This window comes from Sulfitobacter sp. 1A12779, from assembly GCF_043557315.1.
GTDB lineage: Bacteria > Pseudomonadota > Alphaproteobacteria > Rhodobacterales > Rhodobacteraceae > Sulfitobacter > Sulfitobacter faviae.
This window is the reverse complement of sequence record NZ_JBIFFU010000003.1, coordinates 216,892-240,727: the sequence shown is the minus strand read 5'-3', so window position 1 is coordinate 240,727 and position 23,836 is coordinate 216,892. Positions and strand designations below refer to the sequence as shown.

Genomic DNA, 23,836 nt, shown 5'->3' with positions numbered 1-23,836 from the left:
ATCTGCATCAATCCGCAGATTATTTGTCGTACCGGCTTAGTCGGCGGCAGCGCCCTCGGCATCGACCGCGGCCTCACCGCCGCCCAGACCGTGGACATAGGCGGTCACGGCGCGCACCTCGGCCTCGCCCAGACGGGCCTGCCACGGCGGCATCACCCCCATGCGCGGCGCTTTGAGTTGTCGCAGGATCGCCTCATGGCTGCCGCCGCGCAGCCAGATCGCATCGGCAAGGTTGGGCGCGCCCATCTCACGGTCACCAAGGCCACGCTCCCCATGGCAGGCACTACAGTTGTCGGCATAGACCTCTGCCCCCGCCTGCGCCGCGCCCGCGTCATGCTCAAGCCCCGAAAGGCTGCGCACGAAATGCACGGTGGCGTCGAGCTCGGCCTCCTCCATCCAGTCAAACGGTGGCATTTCCGAAAAACGCGCATCGGGGTCATCCTCGTTGCGGATGCCGTGGCGCACGGTATAGGCGATCTCCTCCATCGTGCCGCCCCAGAGCCAGTCGTCATCCAGAAGGTTCGGATAGCCCGAGGCCACCACACCCCCTGCCCCCGCGCCGTGGCATTGCGAGCAATTGGCCGCAAAGACCGAGCGCCCGGCCTGTGTCGCGAAACGGTGCAGCTCTTCGTTGTCCTTCAGCACCGCCAGATCGACGTTGACGAGGCTTTCGGTCAGGTCGGCATTCGACAGGTCCACACGCGCAATCTCGGCGGCGACCTCGCCACGGGTGGAATAGCCGAGCAGCCCCGCCGTCGCGCCAGAGACCATCGGCCAGGCGGGATAAAGGATGGTATAGATCACGCCCCAGACGACGGTGGCATAGAAGGTCCAGAGCCACCAACGCGGCAGCGGCGTGTTCAGCTCTTCGATCCCGTCCCAACTGTGGCCTGTGGTCTCGGTCCCGGTGGCGGGGTCGATCTTGCGTTTATCGGTCATGTGCGGGCTCCGTCATTGCGGGCTTGATCGGGGTCGTCGTTGCGAAACGGGACAGCGGCGGCATCGTCGTGCAGGGCGCGCGAGCCGGGGCGAAAGGCCCAAGCAATGACGCCCAGAAAGATCAGCGTCAGGATCAACAGCGCCCAGCTGTCGGCCAATTCACGCAGGAAAGAATAGGTGTCCATTGCGGCCTCCTTAGCGGCTGGCGTCAGGCACGAAGGTCGAGAAATCAACCAGCGTTCCGAGCATTTGCAGATAGGCGATCAGGGCATCCATCTCGCTCACCCCCGGCTGGCCGTCGAAGTTGCGCACCTGCGCGCCGGGGTAGCGTTCCAGCAGCCCGTCGTAATCGCCGAAAGGGTCGACCTGCACCCGGAAGTCGCCACGGACATTCGCGATCATCTCATCGCTATAGGGCACGCCGACCGTGCGGTGGGTGGCGACCAGATCGGTCACATCATCAGGCTCAAGTTTGGCATCCATCAGGAAGGCGTATTTCGGCATGACGCTTTCCGGCACCACCGATTGCGGGTCCATCAGGTGATCGACATGCCACTCATCCGAATAGCGCCCGCCCACGCGCGCCAGATCCGGCCCGGTGCGTTTGGAGCCCCATTGAAACGGGTGATCGTACATGGATTCGGCAGCGAGGCTGTAGTGGCCGTAACGCTCCGTCTCGTCGCGCATCGGGCGGATCATCTGGCTGTGGCAGACGTAGCAGCCCTCGCGCACATAGATCTCGCGCCCCGCCAGTTCCAGCGGCGAATAGGGGCGCATGCCCTCGACCTCTTCGATGGTGTTCTCCAACCAAAAGAGCGGCGCGATTTCGACGATCCCGCCGATGCTCACCACCCCGAGCGAGGCGATTAGCAGCAGCGTCGCGTTGCGCTCGAACCGCTGGTGAAAGGTGATCGCCTCCGTCTCGGGCGGCAGTTCGTTGGGGATTTTGCCCTTCTTCAAGCCTTCGCTGGCGGTCACGACCTTGGGGTCGTCAGCGGGGTCATAATTGGGGCTGTGGGGGTTCTTGGCCATTGATCTTACTCCGCTGGCAGGGCGACGGTGACGGGGCGGGCTTGCGGGGCGCGGATGGTCATCCACATGTTCCAGACCATCACCGCACCGCCCGCGAGGTAGAGCACCCCGCCCAGACCACGGACCACATACATCAGGAATTTCGCTTCGACGGTGTCGGCAAAGCTGTTGACGAGGAAGCCATTGGCATCGACCTCACGCCACATCAGCCCCTCCATGATGCCCGAGACCCACATCGACGCCGCGTAGAGCACGATCCCAAGGGTCGCGAGCCAGAAGTGCAGGTTGATCGCCGACAGCGAATGCATCTGCGCTCGCCCCCAAAGCCGCGGTGTCAGGAAATACAGCGCGCCAAAGGTGATCAGCCCGTTCCAGCCAAGCGCGCCGGAATGCACGTGCCCGATGGTCCAATCGGTGTAGTGGCTGAGGCTGTTCACCGCCCGGATCGACATCATCGGCCCCTCGAAGGTCGACATCCCGTAGAAGGCGAGCGAGGCCACGAACATGCGGATGATCGGATCGGTGCGGATCTTGTCCCACGCGCCTTCGAGCGTCATCAGCCCGTTGATCATGCCGCCCCATGAGGGCATCCACAGGATGATCGAGAACACCATCCCCAGCGTCGCGGCCCAATCGGGCAAGGCGGTGTAATGCAAGTGGTGCGGACCGGCCCAGATATAGAGAAAGATCAGTGCCCAGAAGTGGATGATCGACAGCTTGTAGCTATAAACCGGACGGCCCGCCTGCTTCGGCACGAAGTAATACATCATGCCAAGAAAACCCGCCGTCAGGAAGAAGCCCACCGCGTTGTGGCCGTACCACCACTGCGTCATCGCATCCTGCACACCGGCAAAGACCTGCACGGATTTGGATCCCCAGATCGACACCGGGATGGCGAGGTTATTGACCACATGCAGCATCGCCACGGTGATGATGAAGGCCAGAAAGAACCAGTTGGCGACATAGATATGCCGCTCACGCCGCTTTAGGATCGTGCCAAAGAATACGGCGAGATAGACCAGCCAGACGATGGTGAGCCAGATGTCGACGTACCATTCCGGCTCAGCATATTCCTTGGACTGGGTCGCGCCGAGCAGATAGCCCGTGGCCGCCAGAACGATGAAAAGCTGATAGCCCCAAAAGACGAACCAAGCCGCGTTCCCCCCCCAGAGCCGTGCCGAAGAGGTGCGCTGCACGATGTAGAAAGACGTGGCGATCAGGGCGTTGCCGCCAAAGGCGAAGATCACCGCGCTGGTGTGCAGCGGGCGCAACCGGCCAAAGTTGGCATAGGGCTGCGCCCAGTCGATGTTCAGCGCCGGAAAGGCCAGTTGGAAGGCGATGAAGGTGCCGACCAAAAACCCCACCACGCCCCAAAAGGCGGTCGCGATGACGCCATAGCGAATGGGGCCATCCATATAGCCCTGCAGCGCCGCAGGCGCGACGGGCGCCGCGTCCTCGACAGGCATCCGGCGCAATTGCCAAAAAAACAACCCTGCGGCCACCAACATGACCAGCAGGGCGTGAACCATATAAGCCGGATCGCGCGCCCAATCCGCCCCGAGTGCTGCAAAGAACACTATAAGCGCAAGCACGATCAACTTGAGCGTATCGAACATATTCCGAATCCCTTCATCTTTGGGAAACGGATCGCATGGGCCCTAAGCCGCCGCTTTGATCTATGTCAAAACTCGGCGGATAAGCCTGCGAAGGGCGCGTTTTCGTAAGGCGACGGCCTAGCTTTTGGACCGCGCCCCGCTGGGGTCATACATCGGTTTCAGACTGGCCTCGGCCTTGATCCGGCGGCCCGCCACGTCGATCTCATAGGTCGAGGCCAGTAGATCGGCGGGGCTTTCGCCCGCGCAGGGCACATAGCCCAGCCCGATCGCTCCGCCTAAGTGATGGCCATAGTTGCCTGAGGTGAGATAGCCCACGATGGCCCCCTCCCGCAGGATCGGTTCAGCGTGGTAGAGCAGTGGCTCGGGGTCCGTCAGGCGGAATTGCAGCATCCGCAGCTTCAACCCCTCTTCCTTTTTGCGCAGCACCGCGTCGCGACCGATGAAGTCGGGTTTGTCGGTCTTCACCGCAAAGCCCAAGCCCGCCTCCAGCACATGATCCTCGCAGGTGATATCATGGCCGAAGTGGCGAAAGCCCTTTTCGATCCGGCAACTGTCCATTGCGTGCAGGCCGCAAAGTTTCAGGCCAAAGGCCGCGCCCGCTTCCATCAGTGCCTCAAAGACATGGCCTGCCATCTCGGCGCTGACGTAAAGCTCCCAGCCCAGTTCGCCCACATAGGACACCCGATGCGCCCGGGCGAGGCCCATGCCGATCTCGATTTCGCGCGCCATGCCAAAGGGGTGCGTCTCATTCGAGAAGTCATTGGGGGAGACCGCCTGCAACACGTCCCGCGCCTTCGGCCCCATGAGGGCGAGCACCGCCTCACCCGCTGTCACATCCGTGATCACCACCATCCGGTCGCCAGCGTGGCGGCGCAGCCATGTCTCATCCGCCAGCCGCGTCGCCGCCGGGGTGACGACGAGATAGGCGGTCTCGCTCAGCCGGGTGACGGTGACATCCGCCTCGATCCCGCCCCGAGGGTTGAGGAATTGCGTATAGACGATCTTGCCCACCGGCACCGCCATCTGCGCGCCGCAGACGTGGTTCATGAAAGCCTCGGCCTCTGGCCCCTCGACGCGGATTTTGCCGAAAGACGACATATCGTAAAGCCCCACGCCCGCGCGGATGGCGGCATGTTCGGCGGCTTGATTGTCGAACCAATTCTGCCGGCCCCAGCCATAGCGATATTCGCGCGGCTGCCCGGGATCGGCGAACCAATTGGCCCGCTCCCAGCCTGCGAATTCGCCCATGACCGCGCCATGCTCCAGCAGATGCGCATGGAGCGGGCTGCGCCGAATGCCCCGGGCGGTGGCCTTCTGGCGGTAGGGGAAGTGATCGGCATAGAGCAGCCCCAGCGTCTCGGTCGAGCGTGTTGCCAGATAGGTCTTGTTGCCCTGAAACGGCTGCATCCGCGCGATGTCCACATCGCCCAGATCAAAGGGTTTCTGCCCGTCCTCCATCCACTGCGCCAGCGCCATGCCCGCCCCGCCTGCCGATTGGATGCCGATGGAGTTGAACCCTGCGGCGACCCAGACATTATCTATCTCGGGCGCTTGACCGAGGTGATAGGCATCGTCGGGGGTGAAACTTTCGGGGCCATTAAAAAAGGTATGAATCCCCGCCTCCGCCAGCAGCGGCAGCCGTTTGACCGCCATTTCGAGGATCGGCTCGAAATGGTCGAAATCATCGGGCAGTTGATCGAACTCAAAACTCTCGGGGATGCCATCCAGCGCCCAAGGTTTGGCGACGGGTTCGAAGGCGCCGAGCAGGATCTTCCCCGCATCCTCTTTGTAATAGGCGTATTCATCGGGGATGCGCAGCACCGGCAACTCGCGCAATCCCGGCACGGCCTCGGTAACGATATAGAAATGCTCACAGGCTTGCAGGGGCACGTTGCTGCCCAGCATCCGGCCCATCTCGCGCCCCCACATGCCCGCGCAGTTGATGACATGTTCGGCCTCGATCCGGCCTCTGCTGCCATCCTCCCCGGTCCAATCCACCGCCGTGATCCGACGCCCCGCGCGGGTGACACCGGTCGCCTTGACCCGCTCGGCCACCACCGCGCCACGCGCCCGGGCGCCCTTGGCCAAGGCCAGCGCGATATTGGCCGGATCGCCCTGCCCGTCTTTCGGCAAATAGACCGCGCCGGTCATGCCCTCGGTCTTTACATGGGGGTATTTCGCGCGGACCTCTTCAGGGGTGATCTCTTCGACCTCGACGCCAAAAGCGCGGGCCATGGCGGCCTGCCGCAAGATCTCCTCACGCCGCGCAGGCGTCAGTGCGGCGGTGATCGAGCCCACCCGCTTGAACCCGGTGGCGACCCCGGTTTCCCCCTCCAACGCGCCGTAGAGTTCTTGCGAGTATTTCGCCAGCCGCGTCATGTTCTGCGTCGCGCGCAGCTGTGCGATCAGCCCCGCCGCGTGCCATGTGGTGCCCGAGGTCAGTTGTTTGCGCTCCAGCAGTACCACATCGGTCCAGCCGAGTTTCGTCAGATGATAGGCGACCGAACAGCCGATCACGCCACCGCCGATGATCACCGCGCGGGCTTTGAAAGGCAGCTGTCCCATCTCAAACCTCCTGCGCGCGAATGCGTGCGTTTTCGCGGTCCCAAAGCGGGGCGTCGGGCTGCACCATGGCACGGTAGCTTTGGCCATAGATTTCAACCGTGAGTTCAGTGCCCGGCACGGCAGCCTCGGCCCGCACGACGCCGAGGGCGATGGAGGCATCGACCCGGTAGCCATAGCCGCCGCTGGTCACCTCGCCCACGGCATCTCCGTTCAGGCGCAGCGTGGCCATCGGCGGCGCATCTTGCGGGTTGCCTTCGACCACCAGCGTCACGAAGCGGCGCTGCGGCCCTGCGTCCCGTTCGGCGATCAGCGCCTCCTTCCCCGGAAATGCCTCCGGCTTGTCGAGGCGCAGGAAACGGTCCAACCCGGCCTCCAGCAAGGTATACTCCTGCGACAGATCGCCTTTCCACGTCCGGTAGCCTTTTTCCAGCCGCATGGAATTGAGCGCGAACATCCCAAAGGGCGTGGCCCCGCCCGCGATCAGCGCATCATATATCGCGGGCATGTCTTCGGGGGCCGCGTGGATTTCCCAGCCCAACTCGCCCGCAAAACAAACCCGGGCGAGCAGCGCTGGCTTGCCCTTTACCGACGCCTCTTGATGGCTGAGCCACGGCAGCGCCAGATCGGCCTCTGGCGCCAGCGGTGCCAGCAGGGCGCGGGATTTCGGGCCGCATAGGATCAGGGTCGAGACCGCATCGGTGCGATCCGTCAGGCTGATCGAACCGTCTTGGGGCAGCGCATCGCGCAGCAATGCATAGTCATGCCATTGCGCGGGAGCGGCGGTGATGAGGGTAAAGTCATCCTCTGCATGGCGCAGGATCGACATCTCGGTCAGCACCCGGCCCCGGCTGTCGGGGAAATAGCCCAGCGTCATCCGCCCGACCTTCGGAAGTGCGCCCGCGATGCGGCCCCGCAACCATTCCGCAGCCCCCGGCCCCGCAAGCGCGAAACGCGAGAACCCCGGCAGATCGAGCACGCCCACATGGTCGCGCACCGCCGCGACCTCCTCACGAACCCGCGCCGCCCATGGGCCATCCCGGTCCCATGTCTGGGTCGCGGCCTCGGCGGTGTCATCACCCGGTTTGGCGAACCAATTCGCCCGCTCCCACCCGTTGTAGGCCCCCATCTGACCGCCCGCGTCGCGCAAACGGTCGTGCAGCGGCGACAGCTTCTTGTCGCGCCCGGCGGGCCATGCGTGATGCGGGAAATGCATCGCATATTCATGGCCATAGGTCTCAAGCGCCTTGGCGAGAGTGTAGTCGTGATCGGCATGGGCGGTGTAGCGGCGCGGGTCGACATCCCACATGTCCCACTCCGTTTCGCCTTGCGTGATCCATTCGGCCATGACCTTGCCCGCGCCGCCGCCCTGCGCGATGCCAAAGGTAAAGCTATGTGCCTCGAAAGCGTTTGGCACGCCGGGCATCGGGCCCAGCATCGGCAGCCCATCGGGCGCATAGGGGATCGGCCCGTTGATCACCCGCCCCACACCGCTCTGGCCCAACAGCGGCATCCGCGCCATGGCGTCTTCGATATACCATTCCAGCCGATCCAGATCGTCGGGATAAAGCTGAAAACTGAAATCCTCGGGCATCGGATCGTCGGGGGAGATCCAATGCGCCTTGCAGTTGCGCTCATAGGGGCCGAGGTTCAGCCCGTTCTTGTCCTGCCGCAGGTAGTAGGAACTGTCCACATCGCGGACCATTGGCATCTTGTGGCCCTTCTCGGCGGTCCAAGCGGCAAGCTCGGGGATTTCCTCGGTCAGGAAATACTGATGGCTCATCACCACCGCAGGCACTTGGCGGCCCCCATGGGGGCGGAACCATTCGCCCACCCGTTGCGCGTAATAGCCGGCAGCATTGACCACCTTCTCGCAGCGGATCGCGCCCTTGTCGGTATGCACGATCCATTCATCCCCTTCGCGGTCTATCCCGGTCGCGGGGGTGAAACGGTGGATCGCCGCGCCCGCCTCTCGCGCGCCCTTGGCAAGGGCTTGGGTCAATTGCGCCGGGTCGATATCCCCATCTAAGGGATCCCACAGCCCGCCTGCCAAATCGTGCAACTCTATGAAAGGATTGTGTTCCTTCAATTCGGCGGGGGTGCACATCTCCATCCCCAGCCCCTGCGCGCGGGCCATAGAGGCGACATGTTCAAACTCCTGCATCCGCTCGCGGCTATGCGCGAGCCGCAGCGCCCCGGTGACATGGTAATTGATCGGATAGCCGACCGCCTCACCCAAGCCGCGGTACATCTCAAGCCCGTAGCGCTGCATGTTCATCACCGCCCATGAGTTCGAGAAATTCGGACAGTTGCCCGCCGCATGCCAAGTGGAGCCTGCGGTGAGTTCGTTCTTTTCCAGCAGGACGCAATCGGTCCACCCCGCGCGGGCGAGGTGATAGAGGGTCGAGACCCCAACCACGCCGCCGCCGATGATCACCACCCGTGCCGTTGTCGGAAAATCAGCCACATGCACCTCCTATCGCCATGCACCGCCAAAGGGCTGGCCAGAGGCGCCCCCGGACAGTTTGTAATTGTTCGAATGGATGAAAATCCGGTTCAGTAAACCGGGGGAGAAATCACCCAGACCACCACGGCGGGCGTGTCGTAGGGGTTGTCCCAAGTGTAATATTCGCCCCGAATGCGAAAGCTGTCGCCGGGGCCGACGGTAAAGCGGCGTTCCGCGATCGTGAGGTTCAACCGGCCCGAGATGACGAAGCCAACCTCCTGCGTTTCGCGCCTGACGGGCGCCTCCAGCCCCGAATAGGCGGCAAAGGTCGAGTGGATCACCTCGAAACTGTCGGTGAGATCGGGCGAAAGCAGTTCTTCCGTCAACCCATTGGCCGCGCTCCCCATGGCGCGCCGCGCCCCGGCCCGCACGACATAGCCGCGTTCTTCGGGGCTTACCGTCGCTTCGCCAAAAAGGAGCGAGATCGGCACATCCAAGATCTCGGCGATGCGACGCAGGTCGGCGATGGAGGGGGTCGAGATGTCGCGTTCGATCTGACTGACCCAGCCGACCGACCGGCCCAAAGCCTCGGCCAGATCCGTGAGAGTCAGTTTGCGCCCTTTGCGGATCGCCCGTAGGTCGGCCCCCAGAGAGCGTGGCCCCACGGCCTCCGCCCCGGGCCTTTTTGCTCGGGTCATGTGAAATTTTCCTCCATTTTTTCACTGTGGCGCGGAATTCGGCGTCTGGCAAGGGCGGCTCCTTTCATACAGAAGGGGATTGCGGGCGGGGTTAAGACCGCCCTTTCCAAGGGACCAGCAAACGCTCAGCCTTGCGCATCAGCATGTCGATGCCGAACCCGATGATGCCGATCAGGATGATCCCCATGAGCACGATATCGGTCAGCTGGAACTTGGAGGCGACCATGATCATCATCCCCGCCCCCTTCTCTGCCGCGACCAGTTCAGCGGCAACCACCGTGCCCCAACAGACCCCCATCGCCACCCGCGCGCCGGTAAAAATCTCGGGCAGCGAGTTTGGCACGATGACATGGCGCATGATCTGCGCCTTGGAGGCGCCCAGCGAATAAGCCGCATGGACCTTGGTGATATTCACCCCCGAGACGCCCGAACGCGCGGCGATGGCCATGATCCACAGCGCCGCGAGAAACAGCAGGATGATCTTGCCCACCTCCCCGATCCCCGCCCAGATGATCACCAGCGGGATCAGCGCGAGCGGCGGCACGGGGCGCATGAATTCGACAATCGGATCGAACCAGCCCCGAAACCAGCCCGACAGCCCCATGGCATAGCCCAGCGGAATGCCCACCAGCGCCCCAAGAGCGAACCCCACCACCACGCGAAACAGCGAATAGCCCAGATGCTCCCACAGGGTGCTGTCGCGGTAGCCATGGCTTGAAATTTCGGCAAGACGAGACACCACGGCTTCGGGGGGCGGCAGCCAGATCGGCTCCATCTGCCAACCCTTGGCGGGCTCGAAATTCAGCGTGCCCTTGGGCGACATGCCCACGCGGCCAAACTCGGTCTGCACCTCGCCACCGGGCGCGATCTCCTGCCCGTTCACGGCGACGACCCGGTGCCCGAGATCGCGGCCCTTCTCATCATTCTTATCAACACGCAACAGCCCCGAGCGCCAAGCGCCGATGGTGAAAGCGTCATTCTTGGCCCAGCCTTCGCCGGGATCGACCTGCGGCGTCTCGGCGTCTTCGCCCACCGGATGCACCAGCACCGCAATCGTGCCGTCATCGCGGGAGCCGTCATCGGCCTCGGCAGTATAGGTCAGCTCGGCCAGCCCCTCGAACGGGCCGGGCGCATGTAAAAATCGGGGAAGCAGGGACGAGCCGGTGAAGGCGCCCCACAGCAAGAAGATCGTCAGGATCGAGATCACGCTGGCGGTGCGGTTCGACGTCACCGCGCTTTCGTCGCCAAAGGTTACCGTTTTGCGCGCAGCAAAGCCGCTGGCTGTCTGATCGACAACCAGACGGACAAGGAAAAAGGAAAGCGCGAAGATGACGATATAAATAAGCAGGATCAACATCATGCCTCCTCCGTCCGGCCCATGATCTCTTCCTCCATGTCCCAGATCATGCCGAGGATTTCCTCGCGCCTTTCGGCGAATTCCGGGTGCTTCTTGACCTCACGCAGGTCTTGCCCCACGCCCAGATCAGCAAATGGCAGACGGTATTCACGGTGAATGCGCCCCGGGCGCGGCGCCATGACCAAAAGCCGCTCGCCAAGCAGCAGCGCCTCTTCGACCGAATGGGTGATCAGGATGATGGTCTTGCCGGTCTCTTTCCACAGTTTCAGGACGAGGCTTTGCATCTTTTCGCGGGTCAGCGCATCCAGCGCGCCCAAGGGTTCGTCCATCAAGATCACATCGGGGTCATTCGCCAGACAACGCGCCAGCGCCACCCGCTGCTGCATCCCACCCGAGAGCTCATAGATCGCCTTTTCCTTGAAATCGCCCAGCCCAACGATATCAAGCAGATGGTCAACCTCGGCCCCGTACTGCTTTTCGCCCTGCCCCTTCATGCGCGGACCAAAGCTCACGTTTTCGCGCACCGACATCCACTCAAAGAGCGCGCCCTGTTGAAAGACCATGCCACGCTCGGCATCCGGCCCGGTGACGCTATGGCCGTTCATCACGATCTCGCCCGAACTCGGGGCAAGGAAACCCGCCACGATGTTGAGCAGCGTCGTCTTGCCACAGCCCGAGGGGCCAAGGACCGACATCAACTCCCCCTCCGCAAGGTCAAGCGATACGTCCTTAAGCGCCTGCACATGACTGCCGTTGGGCAGATCAAACCGCATCGACAGGTTTTCAATTTTCAATCCCGACATGCCGCCCCGCTGCTTATTCGTTTATCGGCGCGCCCCATCTGCCCGGTCCCTCGCAATCAGGCACCGGGCTGCGACGGGGCGGCCAATTCTTGCGCCGCTTGGCTTACATTTCGCTCGCGGCTTGCAGCGGGCCGGTGTTCACCGCGTCTTCATAGCTGTCGAGCGCACCGTCGATCGCGCCTGCTTCGACAAAGACATCCGCCACGCCTTTCATGAACTCCTGCGCGCCACCGCCGAGCCATTTCTCACCCATCTGCTCATCAACCGACGGGAAAGAGAATGTCGCGATGGTTTCCATCGTGGCGTCTTCGTCCATACCGGCGTCCTTGGCGATGACGGGCAGCATCTTGTCGCGGTTGGCCTCATCCGCCCACATCGCATTTGCCTCAGCCGTCACGCTGAGAAAGGCAGCGACCGTGTCCGAGTTCTCGGCCACCCAAGAGGCCGGGCCGGAGGTCACGTCGAAGACGAGAATGCCCAACTCTTCCTTCTCTGCGCCGGTCAGAAGGATATTGCCATGTTCCATCATCCGGCGCAGCGACCCACCCCAGCCGCAGGCCATATCGACCGATCCCTGCGCGATGGCCGCGGCCCCATCTGGCGGCGCCATATCCACCACGTCGAGCGATCCAACATCGACGCCGAAGTGGTTCATTTGTTTGAGAAAACCGTAATGCGCAGCCGTGCCAAGCGGCACCGCGACCTTCTTGCCCGTCAGTTCCTCGGCAGAGGATTTGTCGATCTCCAGCGCCTCGCGCACGACGCAATTGTCATTCTCGGAATAGCTGACCGCGACATCGAGAATTTGCAGATCTTGCCCCGCCGACGTGGCAACCACGAAGGGCGGCACGCCTTGGCTGAGCGACAACTGCACATCCCCCGAGGCCATCGCCGCCGACATGGCGGTGCCGGAATCGAAGCTCACCCAATTCACCGTCGTGCCGAGCGCTTCGTCATACATCCCCTCCGCCTTGGCGTATTGGAACGGCATCGGCCATTCGAGGAAATACCCTACGGTCAGATCCTGCGCGGCGGATTGGCTGACCCCCAGCACAAGCAGGCTGGCGGCGGTGCCCATCAGTTTCACGGTCTTCATGATAGTCTCCCTTGGTTTGTTATGGTCGCGTCTTGCAGTCGAACTCCCGTTCACATGGATCGCGACCATCGGCCCTGTCAGACATCAGGAAGGGCAAGCCCCGGGTCATGTGAAAAAATCCATCACGATTTCACGATACGGGTGGAATTGAACTTTTCAACAATTTTCTCACGCCGCAGCGCAACATAATTTCAATGTTAAGAAGTATGCGTAGAAATGTGCCAGAACGCGCGTTACCTGCGAGAACTACGCGGAATTTTTAAACAGAAATTTAATGGTTTTAGCTGACCGTCAGCCTCGACCCAATGAAAACGGGAGTCTTAACTAGTCGGAATGCCCCGGCCCGGGTTGGGGCGCTCTTGACCCGCGCGGGCGCGGGTCAAGTCTATCAATACGCTTCTAGAACAAGCGCTTACCAGGAGGTGATTACCGTGCCCTGATAGCTTTCATCGATAAAGGTTTTGATCTCATCGGAGTGATAGGCCTTGAGCAATGTCTCAACCCATGCCGCTTCTTCGTCGCCCTTGCGGACGGCGATGACGTTCACATAGGGGTTCTCGGCGCTTTCCATCGCGATGGAATCTTCCTTGGGGCTGAGGCCCGAGGCAATCGCGTAGTTGGTGTTGATCAAAGCCGCATCCAAATCGGCCAGCGAACGCGGCAGTTGCGCGGCGTCGAGCTCCTTGAAGGACAGGTCTTTGGGGTTCTCGGTGATGTCGAGGACGGTCGGCACCAGACCTGCGGCCTCATCGACCTTGATCAAACCGAGTTCCTGCAGGACCAGCAACGCGCGGCCACCGTTCGTGGGATCGTTCGGAATCCCGAATGTCGCGCCTTCTTCGAGATCGGCGAGATCGGTGATCTTGTCGGAATAGACGCCCATCGGGGTGGTGATCGTGTTGCCGACCACGCTCAGCTCAAAGCCGCGGTCTTTCATCTGCGCTTCGAGATAGGGCACGTGCTGGAAAGAGTTCGCCTGAATGTCGCCATCGGCGAGCGCTTGGTTCGGCACCACATAGTCAGAGAATTCGACCACATCGATTTCAAGGCCCATAGGCTCCGCGATGCGGGCGACCTCTTCCATGATCTCGGCGTGTTCGCCGGGGGACACACCGACCTTGATTTCCTCGGCGGCAAGGCCGGTGGCCATCAGCGCCAGAACGGAGGTGAGTGTTGTAAGACGAAGCATAGTAGTCTCCTTAGGTTGAGAGAACGGATGTAAGGCGCGGCCTATTGACCGCCACTTTTGGTGGCCCGTTTATCCACGGCGCTGGCGATACGCTCGCCAATGGACTGCACAAGCTGCACCAGAAGGATGAGGATAATCACGACAATCGCCATGACGTCGGGCATAAACCTCTGATATCCATAGCGGATACCCAGATCGCCCAGACCTTCGCCGCCCACGGCGCCGACCATGGCGGAGTAACCGATCAGGCTCACGATGGCGAGGGTCAGGCCCAAAGTGATGCCGGGCAGCGCTTCGGGCAGCAGCACCTTGCGGATGATTTGCAGCGGTGTCGCACCCATGGCGCGGGCGGCTTCGATCAGGCCGGAATCGACCTCGCGAATGGCGTTTTCCACCAGCCGAGCGATGAAGGGCACCGTGGCGATGGTCAGCGGCACGATCGCCGCCGTGGTGCCGATGGAGGTGCCTGCGATCATGCGGGTGAAGGGAATGATGGCCACGACCAAAATGATGAACGGCACGGAGCGCGTGGCGTTCACCACCAGCCCGAGCACCTTGTTCACCCATGGGGACGACAGCAGTTCCCCGCGCTGTGATGTGGCCAGAAACAGCCCCAGCGGCAGGCCGAAGAGCGTGCCGAGGATGGCCGAAATCGCCACCATATAAAGCGTTTGCCCCGTGGCTTCGATCAATAGGTTAATCAGGTTAGCCGACATAGCCCAGCACCTCCGTGAGAAGCCCGTGTTGTTCCAAAAAGGCCCGCGCTTGGGCGGCCTGCGCCACGGGCATCGACACCAGCAGGTTGCCGAAGGGCCGCGTGCCAATCTCTTCCACCGCGCCGGCAAGGATATTGACCGGAATGCCCATCTCTTGCGTCAATCGCGCCAGCATCGGATCGGTGGCATGGGTGCCCGCAAAGGTGACGCGGATGACCTCTTCGCCCCCAGCCGCGGGCGGGGTTTGGGTCAGGCGGTCTTTGACGAAGGCAGGCAGGGTGACGCCCGTCACGCCCGACAGGAAGGACCGCGTCGTCGCATGTTGCGGCGCGGTGAAGATGTCATAGGTCTCCCCATGCTCCACGATGCGGCCCGCGTCGATCACCGCCACATGGCTCGCGATGTCGCGCACCACGGCCATCTCATGGGTGATCAGTAGGATCGTCAGCCCCAGATCGCGATTAATGTCCTTCAAAAGCGCCAGAACAGTTTGCGTGGTTTCGGGGTCGAGCGCCGATGTCGCTTCATCCGAAAGCAGCACCTTCGGCCCGGTGGCCAAGGCCCGCGCGATGCCGATACGCTGTTTCTGCCCGCCCGATAGCTCCGCCGGATAGCGCCCGGCCTGCGCGCTCAGACCGACACGGTCGATCAGGTCCGCCACCCGCGGCTTGATCTGCGCGCTCGGCATTCCCGCCACTTCGAGCGGCAGCGCGATATTGCCTGCCACAGTGCGTGAAGACAGCAGGTTAAAGTGTTGAAAAATCATGCCAACGTCACGACGGATCGCGCGCAGCTTGCCGCCCTTGGCACTGCCTACATCCTCACCCCCGACCAGCACTTTGCCGGTCGTCGGACGCTCCAACCCGTTGACCATACGCAGCAGGGTCGACTTGCCCGCCCCCGAACGCCCGATGATCCCGGTGATGGAGCCGGGTGCCACGTCGAGGGAAATCCCTTCGAGCGCGTTCACGGTCGCACCGCCCGCTTTGGTAAAGGCCTTGCCAACCTTGTCAAAGGCGATCGAGGCGCCTTCTGTCGTGATATCAGTCATTTTCCGTCCGGATCGGGGTGGGTTTCGAGTGGTGCCCCCGTAGATAGAACCCCTGCGGGCGATGCAAGGCATGATCATGCATAGCTGCCTTGTTTCTCGGGCCTATCTCGCGCAGCCGCATTCGCCCCTTGTGTCGCAAACCGATGGGGATGATTATATTCACGAATCGGAATGAATGATGGGAGGGGAGCAGATGAAGATTAACAGACGAATGGTGCTGGCCGGAATGGGGGCGGCAGCGCTTGCCCAAACGCCGCTGCGCGCCTTCGCCATGACCTCGGCCCAGATCGGCGGCTATGAGTTCATCAGCGTGAGCGACGGCAATCTGGTGCTGCCGCGCAGCTTTTTCTTCGAAGGTTTGCCGCAAGACGCACTGGCGGAGGCTTTGGCGCCCTTCGGCCTGCCCCAAGACCAGTTGGAGCCGCCCTGCAACCTGACGCTTTTGCGCAATGGCGAGCGGGTGATCCTCTTTGATGCGGGCGCGGGCCCTGCCTTCATGCCCTCCGCCGGGGCGCTGCTCGACAGCCTTGATGCCGCAGGCGTCGCGCCGGAGGCGGTGACCGATGTGGTCTTTACCCATGGCCATCCCGACCACCTGTGGGGCGTGCTGGACGATTTCGACGATCTGGTCTTTCCCAATGCGCGCTACCATATGGGCCAAGTCGAATGGGACTATTGGCGCGATCCGGCGACGGTGGACCGGATTGGCCCGGCCCGCGCCGCCTTTGCCGTGGGGGCCGCGCGGCGGTTGGAAGCAATCGAGGATCGGGTGAGCCATTTTGCCGACGGGGACGAAGTGCTGCTCGGCATCACGGCGCAGGCGAGTTTTGGCCATACGCCCGGGCATATGTCTTTCCTTCTGGGCACGGGCGGTGATGCGCTGCTGATCGGCGGCGACGCCATTGGCAACCACCATCTTGCCTTTGCCCGCCCGGGCTGGGCCAGCGGATCGGACCAAGACCCCGAGCAAGGCGCGAGCACCCGGCAGCGTTTGCTGGACCGGCTGGCGCAGGAGCAAATCTGGCTGATGGGCTTTCACCTGCCGCAAGGGGGATTGGGCCGGGTCGAACGGAGTGGCGAAGGCTATCGTTTTCTGGGGGCCGCACAATGAAGCACCTGATTTGCGCCACCGCCCTTCTGCTCGGATCGCACGCCATGGCCAGCGAGGATATCGCCGATAAATACCCCGGCTCCCTGCTCTACGACAAACCCTATGAAGTCATTCCCGGCGTCTTTTCGGCCATCGGAGCGACGGCCCCGCCCACTTACGAAAACGCGGGCCATAACAACAACCTAAGCTTCATCGTGACCGGCGAAGGCGTTGTCGTAGTCAACGGCGGCGCGGCCTACGGGCTGGCCGCGGCGCTGCATGAGGAGATCAAGGCCGTGACCGACGAGCCAGTGAAATTGGTCTTTAACGAGAACGGTCAGGGTCACGCGGTTCTGGGCAACGGTTACTGGGCCGAGCAAGGCGTGCCGATCGTCGCGCATGCAGAAGCAGCGCATGAGGTGGAGCGCTTTGGCGGCAGTATTCTGGAGGCCATGCAGCGCTACAACCGCGACCGGGCCGAGGGGACGGAGGTGCAACTGCCAACCGAGACCTTCGAGGATGAATATATCGTCGAGATGGGCGATTTCCGCATCGAGGCCCGCCACCTCGGCCCGGCTCATAGCCCCGGCAATATCGTGATCTGGCTGCCAATGCAGAGCCTCGTGATCTCGGGCGACATGGCCTTTCACGAGCGCATGCTGCCGATCTTTCCTGACACGATGACCGCCGAATGGATCGAGGCTTGGGAAACCGCATTTGAGCCGCTTGCGGCGCGTTATGTGATCCCCGGTCACGGGCATCCGACCAATATGGCGCAGGTCCGTCGCTTCACCCGGGATTATCTGCTCTACCTCCGCGCGCAGATCGCCGCGCATCTTGAGGCGGGGGGCGGGCTGGCCGAGGCTTACTATGTGGATCAATCGCCCTATGCCGGGCTTGATACTTTCGAGGAATTGGCGACGAAAAACGCAGGCCGCGTGTTCGAGCAGATGGAGTTCGAGTAGCGCCCCCCGCTACTTCCCCGCGAGGCTGAAGGGCTGTGCTGCGGCCCCGTCGCGATACCAGCGCATGATCTTGCGGCGCTCTTCTTCCTCCATGAAGGACACATTGGCGGGGGGCATGGCGTTGGTCACCCCCGCTTGCAAATAGATCTGCCGCGCGGCGCGAACGATGTCGGCAGGCGTTTCAAGCAGCAGCCCCTTGGGCGCGCGGTGGATACCGTCGTAGAACGGCTCGCGCGCATGGCACATGGCGCAACGCCCCGGCACGATATTGGCCACCTCGTCAAACCCCTCGGCGCTCGCGAAAAGCTGTTCTGTCTCAGTCAGCGCGCGGGCCTCTGCCGCTTCGATATCGTCTTGCATCAAGGGCGCGGTTGAAAGCCACATGATCGCCACGAACAAAAGCGCGGTCACGCCCCATGTCCAATGCGGGCCCTTGCCGGTCGCGTGCATCGTGTTGAAGTAGTGCCGGATCGTCACCCCCATCAGGAAGACCAGCGCGGCGATCAGCCAATTGTACTCGGTCGCGAAAGCCAGCGGGTAGTGGTTGCTAAGCATCAGGAAGATGACCGGCAGCGTCAGGTAGTTGTTGTGGGTCGAGCGCAGTTTGGCGATCTTACCATACTTAGCGTCCGGCGTGCGGCCCTCTTGGAGGTCCTTCACCACGATACGCTGGTTCGGCATGATGATGAAAAACACGTTCGCCGTCATGATCGTCGCTGTAAATGCCCCGAGATGCAGCAGCGCCGCGCGGCCCGTAAAGACTTGGTTGTAGCCCCAGGCCATGGCCACCAGCAGCACGAACAAGAGCAGCATCAGCACCGTGGGCCGGTTGCCGAGCTGCGATTTGCACAGGAAGTCGTAGATCAGCCAGCCCAGCGTCAGCGAACCCGCTGAGATCAGGATACCTTGGAAGACCGAGAGGTCCGCCTTGGAGGGATCGATCAGATAAAGCTCCGCCCCCGCCCAATAGACGACCATCAAAAGCGCCGCGCCCGAGAGCCACGTCGAATAGCTCTGCCATTTGTGCCAGATCAGGTGCTCGGGCATGTTTTCCGGCGCCACGAGGTACTTCTGAATGTGATAGAAACCGCCGCCATGGACCTGCCATTCCTCGCCAAATGCGCCCGCGGGCAGATGCGGCACCTTGCGCAGGCCGAGGTCGAGCGCGATGAAGTAGAAGGACGCGCCGATCCATGCCATGGCGGTGATGACATGCACCCAGCGGATGGCAAAGCCGATCCAATCCCAGATGATGGCTAAGTCGTGCATGAGGTCTCTCCGGATGATTCACCGGGCAGACTATTCAATCGCGGATTTTACCGCTAGATTTGGCATTCCCTAAACTCTATCAAAAGTTCCCGATAAATGTCCTATTTCGACAACATCCGCACCTTCGTGCGCGTCTACGAGCTTGGCAGCATGTCGGCGGCGGCGCGCGACCAGCGGGTATCGCCTGCAGTGGCCTCGGCGCGGATTACGCAGCTTGAGGGGCATCTGGGCGTGCGATTGTTCCAGCGCACCACGCGCAGCCTGTCGGCCACCGAACAGGGGCGGATTTTCTACGATGGCGCCTGCAAGATCCTCGCCTCCGTGGCCGAGGCCGAAGCGGGCATCGAAGACGTCACTGACAATCCGCGCGGCACGCTGCATGTGGCGGCCCCCTTGGGCATCGGGCGGCGGCTGATCGCACCGCATGTGCCTGCCTTTGCCGAAGCCTATCCGCTCGTCGATCTGCGGCTGCGCCTCAGCGACCGTAAGCTCGATCTCACCGCCGAAGGGTTGGACGTGGCCTTTTTTCTGGGTCGCCCGCAGGATTCTACACTACGGATCCGCAAGGTGGCCGATTGCGAGCGCGTGCTCTGCGCCAGCCCGGCCTATGTCGCGGCGCATGGGCATCCCCGCTCGGGGGCCGAGATCGACCGCGGCCAGCACAACTGCCTCAACCTGCGCTTTCCCGGCGCGACCGAGTTTCAATGGCAGCTACAAGGCCCTGAAGGCGCGGTGAAATACGACGTGCGCGGGCGGTTTGAGAGTGACGATGGCGATGTGCTGACCGATTGGGCGCTGGCGGGGGCGGGCATCGCTATGAAGCCGATCTTTGAGATCGCCGAACATTTGCAAAGCGGCGCTTTGGTGCGGGTCGTGGAAGACACGCCGCCCCTGCCCGTTCAGATGGCCTGCCTTTACACCCATCGCCGCCATCAAGACCCCAAGACCCGGCTTTTCATGGATTTCATGATCGCGCGGATGGAAGACGCGCTAAAGGTCTAGCTGCCGCGGTAGGTGGAATAGCCGAAGGGCGAGAGCAGCAGCGGCACGTGGTAATGCGCGGCCTCAGACATGCCGAAACGCAGCGGGACGACATCCAGAAAGCGCGGTTCCTCTGCCGGGACGCCCTGCGCGTCGAGGTAATCGCCGCAGTGGAACAGCAGCTCATAGGTGCCGGTTTCGAACTCCGCCGCGGGCAGGATCTGCTCATCGGTGCGGCCATCGGCATTGGTGGTGAGGCTGCGCAGATGGGTGCGCGTCTCGCCCTCCAGACGGTAGAGGTCGATCTTCAGCCCCGCCGCCGGGCAGCCGCGCGCGGTGTCCAATACATGTGTTGTCAGATAGCCTGTCATCATACCCTCCGTGCCTAACCCTTGATCGCCCGCGCCGCGCCCGAGCGAAAGTGCCCTTTTCACGATAGTCTTTCAGGAATTAATTGAAAGCAATCCAAGACCTTCCGGTCTAGACAGAGAACGATAGAAGGAGAACGACATGACTCGCTACCCCCGCGACATGCAGGGTTACGGCCCCACCCCCCCAGATGCACAATGGCCCGGTGGCGCGAAGATCGCCGTGCAGCTGGTGCTGAACTATGAAGAAGGCGGTGAAAACAACATCCTGCATGGGGATGCGGCATCAGAAGCGTTCCTGTCCGAGATCGTCGGCGCCGCGCAATGGCCGGGTCAGCGTCATGCCAATATGGAATCGATCTATGAATACGGCGCCCGCGCCGGGTTCTGGCGGCTGCACCGTTTGATGAAAGACCTGCCCGTCACGGTCTATGGCGTCGCCACGGCGCTTGCGCGCTCGCCCGTGCAGGTCGCCGCGATGATCGACGCAGGCTGGGAGATGGCGACCCACGGTCTTAAATGGATCGAACACAAGGACATGGCCGAAGACGCAGAGCGCGCAGCCATCGCCGAGGCGATCCGCCTGCATACCGAAGTGACCGGCCAAGCGCCGCGCGGCTTTTACTGTGGGCGCTCGTCCGAGAACACGCTGCGCCTAGCGGCAGAGACCGGGCAGTTCGCCTATGTGGCCGACGCCTATGCCGATGATCTGCCCTATTGGATGGAGGTCGGTGACCACGACCAGTTGATCGTGCCCTATACGCTCGACGCAAACGACATGCGTTTCGCCACGCCGCAGGGGTTCAATGCGGGCGCGCAGTTCTTTGACTACCTCAAAGCCAGTTTCGACGCGCTTTACCGCGAAGGGGTCGAGGGCGCGCCGAAGATGCTCTCGGTCGGGTTGCACTGCCGCCTGATTGGCCGCCCCGGTCGGGTCGAGGCGCTGCGCCAGTTCATCGAATACGCCCAAAGCCATGAGGGCGTTTGGTTCGCCACCCGTGAGCAAATCGCCGATCACTGGGCCGCCACCCATCCGCACCAGCGCCGCGCGCGTCCCAGCCAGATGGACCGCGAGACCTTCGTCGCCAAATACGGCAGCATTTTCGAACATTCGGCTTGGATCGCCGAGGGCGCCCATGCGCTGGAGCTTGGCGCGGGTCATGACACCGCCGTCGGCCTGCACAACGCTCTGGCACGGGTCTTCCGCTCCGCCTCAGATGCGCAGCGCCTCGGCGTGCTGCAAGCCCACCCCGATCTGGCGGGCAAACTGGCGCAGGCCAAGCGGCTGACGGCTGAGAGCACCTCGGAACAGGCCGCCGCGGGGCTGGATGCGCTGACGGATGAGGAGCGGGAAACCTTTACCCAATTGAACGACCGCTATGTCGAAAAACACGGTTTCCCCTTCATCATCGCCGTGCGCGACCACGACAAGGCGGGCATCCTCGCCGCTTTCAAACGCCGCATCGACAATGACCGCGACACCGAGTTTGCCGAGGCCTGCCGCCAAGTCGAACGGATTGCGCAGCTGCGTCTGAAAGACCTGCTGCCATGAGCAGGCAGATCCTGCTTCAGCCCCTCACCGCCGAGGGTTTCGCCCCCTTCGGCGAGGTGCTGGAAGTGCGCGGGGCGCCTGACAAAATCATCAACCAAGGGCTTTGCGGGCGGCATCACGATCTGGCCGATCTCGACTTTTGCGGGGGCCGCGCGGGCATCAGCGTCTTTAACGCAGAGCCGCGCGCCCTGCCCTTCACCCTTGAAATGGTCGAGCGGCATCCGCTTGGCGCGCAGGCCTTTCTGCCGATGCACCAAAACCCCTATCTCGTGGTCGTCGCCCCCGATGACGCAGGCCGCCCCGGCCCCTTGCAGGCCTTTCTCGCAGGCGCCGGTCAGGGCGTGAACTACCGCCGCAATACATGGCACGCGGTTTGCTGCCCGCTGAGCGCCCCCGGTCTTTTCGCCGTGGTCGACCGGATCGGCGCAGGCGACAATTTGGAAGAACATTGGTTTGATCAGCCGTGGGAGGTGGTCGCAGCCAAGGAATAACCGTCATGCCCTCATCAGAAGCGGCAGACGGGATCGGTCAATAGGGAGAATGACATGACTGACGCTTCACTGGGCACGCCGGCGCAACTGCGCGACCCGAATTATACCCCCGCACTGTCCAAGGCCGTGCCCTTGGGCATTCAGCATGTCTTGGCGATGTTCGTCTCCAACGTGACCCCCGCGATCATCGTGGCAGGGGCTGCGGGCTTTGGCTTTGGCTCCGACGCCGGGGCGCAGGGGTTTCCCGACATGACCTATCTGATCCAGATGTCGATGCTCTTCGCGGGCATCGCCACGCTGTTTCAGACCATCGGCATGGGTCCGGTGGGCGCGCGGCTGCCGATTGTGCAGGGTACGAGTTTCGCATTCCTGCCGATCATGATCCCGCTTGTCGCGGGCAAAGGGGTCGAGGCGCTGCCCGCGCTCTTTGGCGGCGTTCTGGTCGGCGGGCTGTTTCATGTGCTGCTGGGCACTTTCATCGGACGCATCCGCTTTGCCCTGCCGCCACTGGTGACCGGGCTGGTGGTGACGATGATCGGCCTCGCGCTGGTCAAGGTGGGCATCCAATATGCCGCCGGGGGCGTGCCCGCGATCAACAGCCCCGAATACGGCAGCCTGTTGAACTGGTCGGCGGCGCTGGTGGTGATCGTCGCGACGCTGGGGCTGAAGTTCTTCGCCCGGGGCATGCTATCGGTCTCTGCCGTGGTGATCGGCATTGGCCTGGGCTATCTCTATGCGCTGGCGATGGGGATGGTCACCTTCGAGGGCATCGCCACCAGTTGGAACCGCGCCGCCGCCGTGGCGCTGCCCGTGCCCTTTGCCTATGGGTTCGAGTTCAGCTTCGCCGCCATCGTCGGTTTCTGCCTGATGGCCTTCGTCTCGGCGGTTGAGACCGTTGGCGATGTCTCGGGCATCACCAAGGGCGGCGCGGGGCGTGAGGCGACGGATGCCGAAATCACGGGTGCCACCTATGCCGACGGTTTGGGCAGCGCGGTGGCCGGGGTCTTTGGTGGGTTTCCCAATACCTCTTTCAGCCAGAACGTCGGCCTCATCGCCATGACCGGCGTGATGAGCCGCCATGTGGTGACCGTGGGCGCGCTGTTCCTGATCCTTTGCGGACTGGTGCCCAAGGTCGGCGCGGTGATCCGCACAATTCCCATCGAAGTGCTGGGCGGCGGGGTGATCGTGATGTTCGGCATGGTGGTCGCGGCGGGCATCTCGATGCTGTCGGACGTGAACTGGAACCGCCGCAACATGGTGATTTTTGCGATCTCGCTTTCGATCGGGCTGGGGCTGCAACTGGACCCCAAGGCGGTGCAATACCTGCCCGACACGCTGCGCGTGCTGATGACCAGCGGGCTGCTGCCAGCGGCGCTGATCGCGATTGTGCTGAACTTGGCGTTGCCCGAGCAATTGTCGGATGAGGCGACCGAGGAGGTCTCCGGCGGGCTTTCGGGGCATGGTTCGGGGTCGTTGGAGAAGCGGGTTTGATGATGAAGGGGCGCCCGATTCGGCGCCCTCTTCTTTGGGGGCTGAGATTACCACCTTGGCCGGGAATCAAGCCGCAGGCGCCGGGCCATCGCCTGCCCGCCCGGACGGGTAGGCGATTTGGCGA

21 protein-coding genes are annotated in these 23,836 nt (G+C 62.7%); 6 read left to right on the top strand and 15 right to left on the bottom strand.

The genetic code is table 11. From position 1 onward, the window contains the following. Positions 1-36 precede the first annotated feature (36 nt). The 13 genes from ccoP to ACGYLQ_RS06245 form a co-directional block, all read right to left on the bottom strand. Complete coding sequence (gene ccoP, locus ACGYLQ_RS06305; protein WP_394441218.1) at positions 37-939, bottom strand: cytochrome-c oxidase, cbb3-type subunit III; 903 nt, start codon at positions 937-939, stop codon at positions 37-39. Further along, entirely contained in the window at positions 936-1,124 is a 189-nt protein-coding gene (locus tag ACGYLQ_RS06300; protein WP_136720504.1) for a cbb3-type cytochrome c oxidase subunit 3, read from the bottom strand. Before ACGYLQ_RS06300 ends, ccoP begins: the two co-directional genes overlap by 4 nt. 10 nt (positions 1,125-1,134) lie before the next feature. Further along, complete coding sequence (gene ccoO / locus ACGYLQ_RS06295; protein ID WP_322327758.1) at positions 1,135-1,971, bottom strand: cytochrome-c oxidase, cbb3-type subunit II; 837 nt, start codon at positions 1,969-1,971, stop codon at positions 1,135-1,137. A 5-nt stretch (positions 1,972-1,976) separates the two neighbouring features. Next, positions 1,977-3,587, bottom strand: coding sequence for a cytochrome-c oxidase, cbb3-type subunit I (gene ccoN, locus ACGYLQ_RS06290; RefSeq protein WP_394441216.1), 1,611 nt, complete (start codon positions 3,585-3,587; stop codon positions 1,977-1,979). Between the two features lie 117 nt (positions 3,588-3,704). Beyond that, entirely contained in the window at positions 3,705-6,152 is a 2,448-nt protein-coding gene (locus tag ACGYLQ_RS06285; protein WP_394441214.1) for an FAD-dependent oxidoreductase, read from the bottom strand. A 1-nt stretch (position 6,153) separates the two neighbouring features. Then, complete coding sequence (locus ACGYLQ_RS06280) at positions 6,154-8,616, bottom strand: FAD-dependent oxidoreductase (RefSeq protein WP_394441212.1); 2,463 nt, start codon at positions 8,614-8,616, stop codon at positions 6,154-6,156. 89 nt (positions 8,617-8,705) lie between these two features. Then, complete coding sequence (locus tag ACGYLQ_RS06275; protein ID WP_394441210.1) at positions 8,706-9,293, bottom strand: helix-turn-helix domain-containing protein; 588 nt, start codon at positions 9,291-9,293, stop codon at positions 8,706-8,708. Between the two features lie 91 nt (positions 9,294-9,384). Beyond that, positions 9,385-10,650, bottom strand: a complete 1,266-nt coding sequence (locus tag ACGYLQ_RS06270) for an ABC transporter permease (RefSeq protein ID WP_394441259.1) — start codon at positions 10,648-10,650, stop codon at positions 9,385-9,387. Then, positions 10,650-11,453, bottom strand: coding sequence for a taurine ABC transporter ATP-binding protein (locus tag ACGYLQ_RS06265; RefSeq protein WP_394441209.1), 804 nt, complete (start codon positions 11,451-11,453; stop codon positions 10,650-10,652). Before ACGYLQ_RS06265 ends, ACGYLQ_RS06270 begins: the two co-directional genes overlap by 1 nt. 103 nt (positions 11,454-11,556) lie before the next feature. Beyond that, the gene (locus tag ACGYLQ_RS06260; protein ID WP_394441207.1) at positions 11,557-12,549 is read right to left on the bottom strand and encodes an ABC transporter substrate-binding protein; all 993 of its coding nucleotides are present in this window, start codon (positions 12,547-12,549) and stop codon (positions 11,557-11,559) included. A gap of 412 nt (positions 12,550-12,961) precedes the next feature. Beyond that, positions 12,962-13,738, bottom strand: a complete 777-nt coding sequence (locus tag ACGYLQ_RS06255) for a MetQ/NlpA family ABC transporter substrate-binding protein (RefSeq protein ID WP_394441205.1) — start codon at positions 13,736-13,738, stop codon at positions 12,962-12,964. Between the two features lie 41 nt (positions 13,739-13,779). Continuing rightward, positions 13,780-14,454 (bottom strand): methionine ABC transporter permease, encoded by a 675-nt coding sequence (locus ACGYLQ_RS06250; RefSeq protein ID WP_394441203.1) that lies wholly within the window; start codon positions 14,452-14,454, stop codon positions 13,780-13,782. After that, positions 14,444-15,505, bottom strand: a complete 1,062-nt coding sequence (locus ACGYLQ_RS06245) for a methionine ABC transporter ATP-binding protein (RefSeq protein WP_394441201.1) — start codon at positions 15,503-15,505, stop codon at positions 14,444-14,446. The genes ACGYLQ_RS06250 and ACGYLQ_RS06245 overlap by 11 nt, the downstream gene beginning before the upstream one ends. A 193-nt stretch (positions 15,506-15,698) precedes the next feature. Between ACGYLQ_RS06245 and ACGYLQ_RS06240 the strand changes: the two genes are divergently transcribed. Next, the gene (locus ACGYLQ_RS06240; RefSeq protein ID WP_394441199.1) at positions 15,699-16,616 is read left to right on the top strand and encodes an MBL fold metallo-hydrolase; all 918 of its coding nucleotides are present in this window, start codon (positions 15,699-15,701) and stop codon (positions 16,614-16,616) included. Next, on the top strand, positions 16,613-17,560 hold the full coding sequence (locus tag ACGYLQ_RS06235; RefSeq protein WP_394441197.1) for an MBL fold metallo-hydrolase: 948 nt from the start codon (positions 16,613-16,615) through the stop codon (positions 17,558-17,560). The genes ACGYLQ_RS06240 and ACGYLQ_RS06235 overlap by 4 nt, the downstream gene beginning before the upstream one ends. Before the next feature lie 9 nt (positions 17,561-17,569). On the opposite strand, the gene ACGYLQ_RS06230 is transcribed toward ACGYLQ_RS06235, so the two are convergent. After that, positions 17,570-18,829: a urate hydroxylase PuuD gene (locus ACGYLQ_RS06230; protein WP_394441195.1), complete on the bottom strand. Its 1,260-nt coding sequence runs from the start codon at positions 18,827-18,829 to the stop codon at positions 17,570-17,572. Positions 18,830-18,925: 96 nt separating this feature from the next. Between ACGYLQ_RS06230 and ACGYLQ_RS06225 the strand changes: the two genes are divergently transcribed. Continuing rightward, entirely contained in the window at positions 18,926-19,831 is a 906-nt protein-coding gene (locus ACGYLQ_RS06225) for a LysR family transcriptional regulator (RefSeq protein ID WP_394441194.1), read from the top strand. Here ACGYLQ_RS06225 and uraH read toward each other — a convergent pair. Then, complete coding sequence (uraH, locus tag ACGYLQ_RS06220) at positions 19,828-20,181, bottom strand: hydroxyisourate hydrolase (protein ID WP_394441192.1); 354 nt, start codon at positions 20,179-20,181, stop codon at positions 19,828-19,830. The genes ACGYLQ_RS06225 and uraH overlap by 4 nt on opposite strands. A 139-nt stretch (positions 20,182-20,320) precedes the next feature. On the opposite strand from uraH, the gene puuE reads away from it, so the two are divergent. Genes puuE through ACGYLQ_RS06205 form a run of 3 tightly spaced genes read left to right on the top strand, consistent with a single transcriptional unit; the run spans position 20,321 to position 23,712 of the window. Further along, the gene (gene puuE, locus ACGYLQ_RS06215; protein ID WP_394441191.1) at positions 20,321-21,730 is read left to right on the top strand and encodes an allantoinase PuuE; all 1,410 of its coding nucleotides are present in this window, start codon (positions 20,321-20,323) and stop codon (positions 21,728-21,730) included. Beyond that, a complete protein-coding gene (locus tag ACGYLQ_RS06210) occupies positions 21,727-22,221 on the top strand; it encodes an ureidoglycolate lyase (RefSeq protein ID WP_394441189.1) in 495 nt (164 codons plus the stop codon). The genes puuE and ACGYLQ_RS06210 overlap by 4 nt, the downstream gene beginning before the upstream one ends. Before the next feature lie 54 nt (positions 22,222-22,275). Then, on the top strand, positions 22,276-23,712 hold the full coding sequence (locus ACGYLQ_RS06205; RefSeq protein WP_394441187.1) for a nucleobase:cation symporter-2 family protein: 1,437 nt from the start codon (positions 22,276-22,278) through the stop codon (positions 23,710-23,712). The last annotated feature ends 124 nt before the right edge of the window (positions 23,713-23,836 follow it).

Bases quoted from the DNA above. Each gene is read 5' to 3' on its own strand.
- ccoN (WP_394441216.1), bottom strand. From the start codon at position 3,587: ATGTTCGATACGCTCAAGTTGATCGTGCTTGCGCTTATAGTGTTCTTT.
- uraH (WP_394441192.1), bottom strand. From the start codon at position 20,181: ATGACAGGCTATCTGACAACACATGTATTGGACACCGCGCGCGGCTGC.
- ccoO (WP_322327758.1), bottom strand. From the start codon at position 1,971: ATGGCCAAGAACCCCCACAGCCCCAATTATGACCCCGCTGACGACCCC.
- ACGYLQ_RS06240 (WP_394441199.1), top strand. From the start codon at position 15,699: ATGAAGATTAACAGACGAATGGTGCTGGCCGGAATGGGGGCGGCAGCG.
- ACGYLQ_RS06205 (WP_394441187.1), top strand. From the start codon at position 22,276: ATGACTGACGCTTCACTGGGCACGCCGGCGCAACTGCGCGACCCGAAT.
- ACGYLQ_RS06265 (WP_394441209.1), bottom strand. From the start codon at position 11,453: ATGTCGGGATTGAAAATTGAAAACCTGTCGATGCGGTTTGATCTGCCC.
- ccoP (WP_394441218.1), bottom strand. From the start codon at position 939: ATGACCGATAAACGCAAGATCGACCCCGCCACCGGGACCGAGACCACA.
- ACGYLQ_RS06285 (WP_394441214.1), bottom strand. From the start codon at position 6,152: ATGGGACAGCTGCCTTTCAAAGCCCGCGCGGTGATCATCGGCGGTGGC.
- ACGYLQ_RS06300 (WP_136720504.1), bottom strand. From the start codon at position 1,124: ATGGACACCTATTCTTTCCTGCGTGAATTGGCCGACAGCTGGGCGCTG.
- ACGYLQ_RS06245 (WP_394441201.1), bottom strand. From the start codon at position 15,505: ATGACTGATATCACGACAGAAGGCGCCTCGATCGCCTTTGACAAGGTT.
- ACGYLQ_RS06260 (WP_394441207.1), bottom strand. From the start codon at position 12,549: ATGAAGACCGTGAAACTGATGGGCACCGCCGCCAGCCTGCTTGTGCTG.
- ACGYLQ_RS06235 (WP_394441197.1), top strand. From the start codon at position 16,613: ATGAAGCACCTGATTTGCGCCACCGCCCTTCTGCTCGGATCGCACGCC.
- puuE (WP_394441191.1), top strand. From the start codon at position 20,321: ATGACTCGCTACCCCCGCGACATGCAGGGTTACGGCCCCACCCCCCCA.
- ACGYLQ_RS06250 (WP_394441203.1), bottom strand. From the start codon at position 14,454: ATGTCGGCTAACCTGATTAACCTATTGATCGAAGCCACGGGGCAAACG.
- ACGYLQ_RS06270 (WP_394441259.1), bottom strand. From the start codon at position 10,650: ATGTTGATCCTGCTTATTTATATCGTCATCTTCGCGCTTTCCTTTTTC.
- ACGYLQ_RS06225 (WP_394441194.1), top strand. From the start codon at position 18,926: ATGTCCTATTTCGACAACATCCGCACCTTCGTGCGCGTCTACGAGCTT.
- ACGYLQ_RS06230 (WP_394441195.1), bottom strand. From the start codon at position 18,829: ATGCACGACTTAGCCATCATCTGGGATTGGATCGGCTTTGCCATCCGC.
- ACGYLQ_RS06275 (WP_394441210.1), bottom strand. From the start codon at position 9,293: ATGACCCGAGCAAAAAGGCCCGGGGCGGAGGCCGTGGGGCCACGCTCT.
- ACGYLQ_RS06255 (WP_394441205.1), bottom strand. From the start codon at position 13,738: ATGCTTCGTCTTACAACACTCACCTCCGTTCTGGCGCTGATGGCCACC.
- ACGYLQ_RS06210 (WP_394441189.1), top strand. From the start codon at position 21,727: ATGAGCAGGCAGATCCTGCTTCAGCCCCTCACCGCCGAGGGTTTCGCC.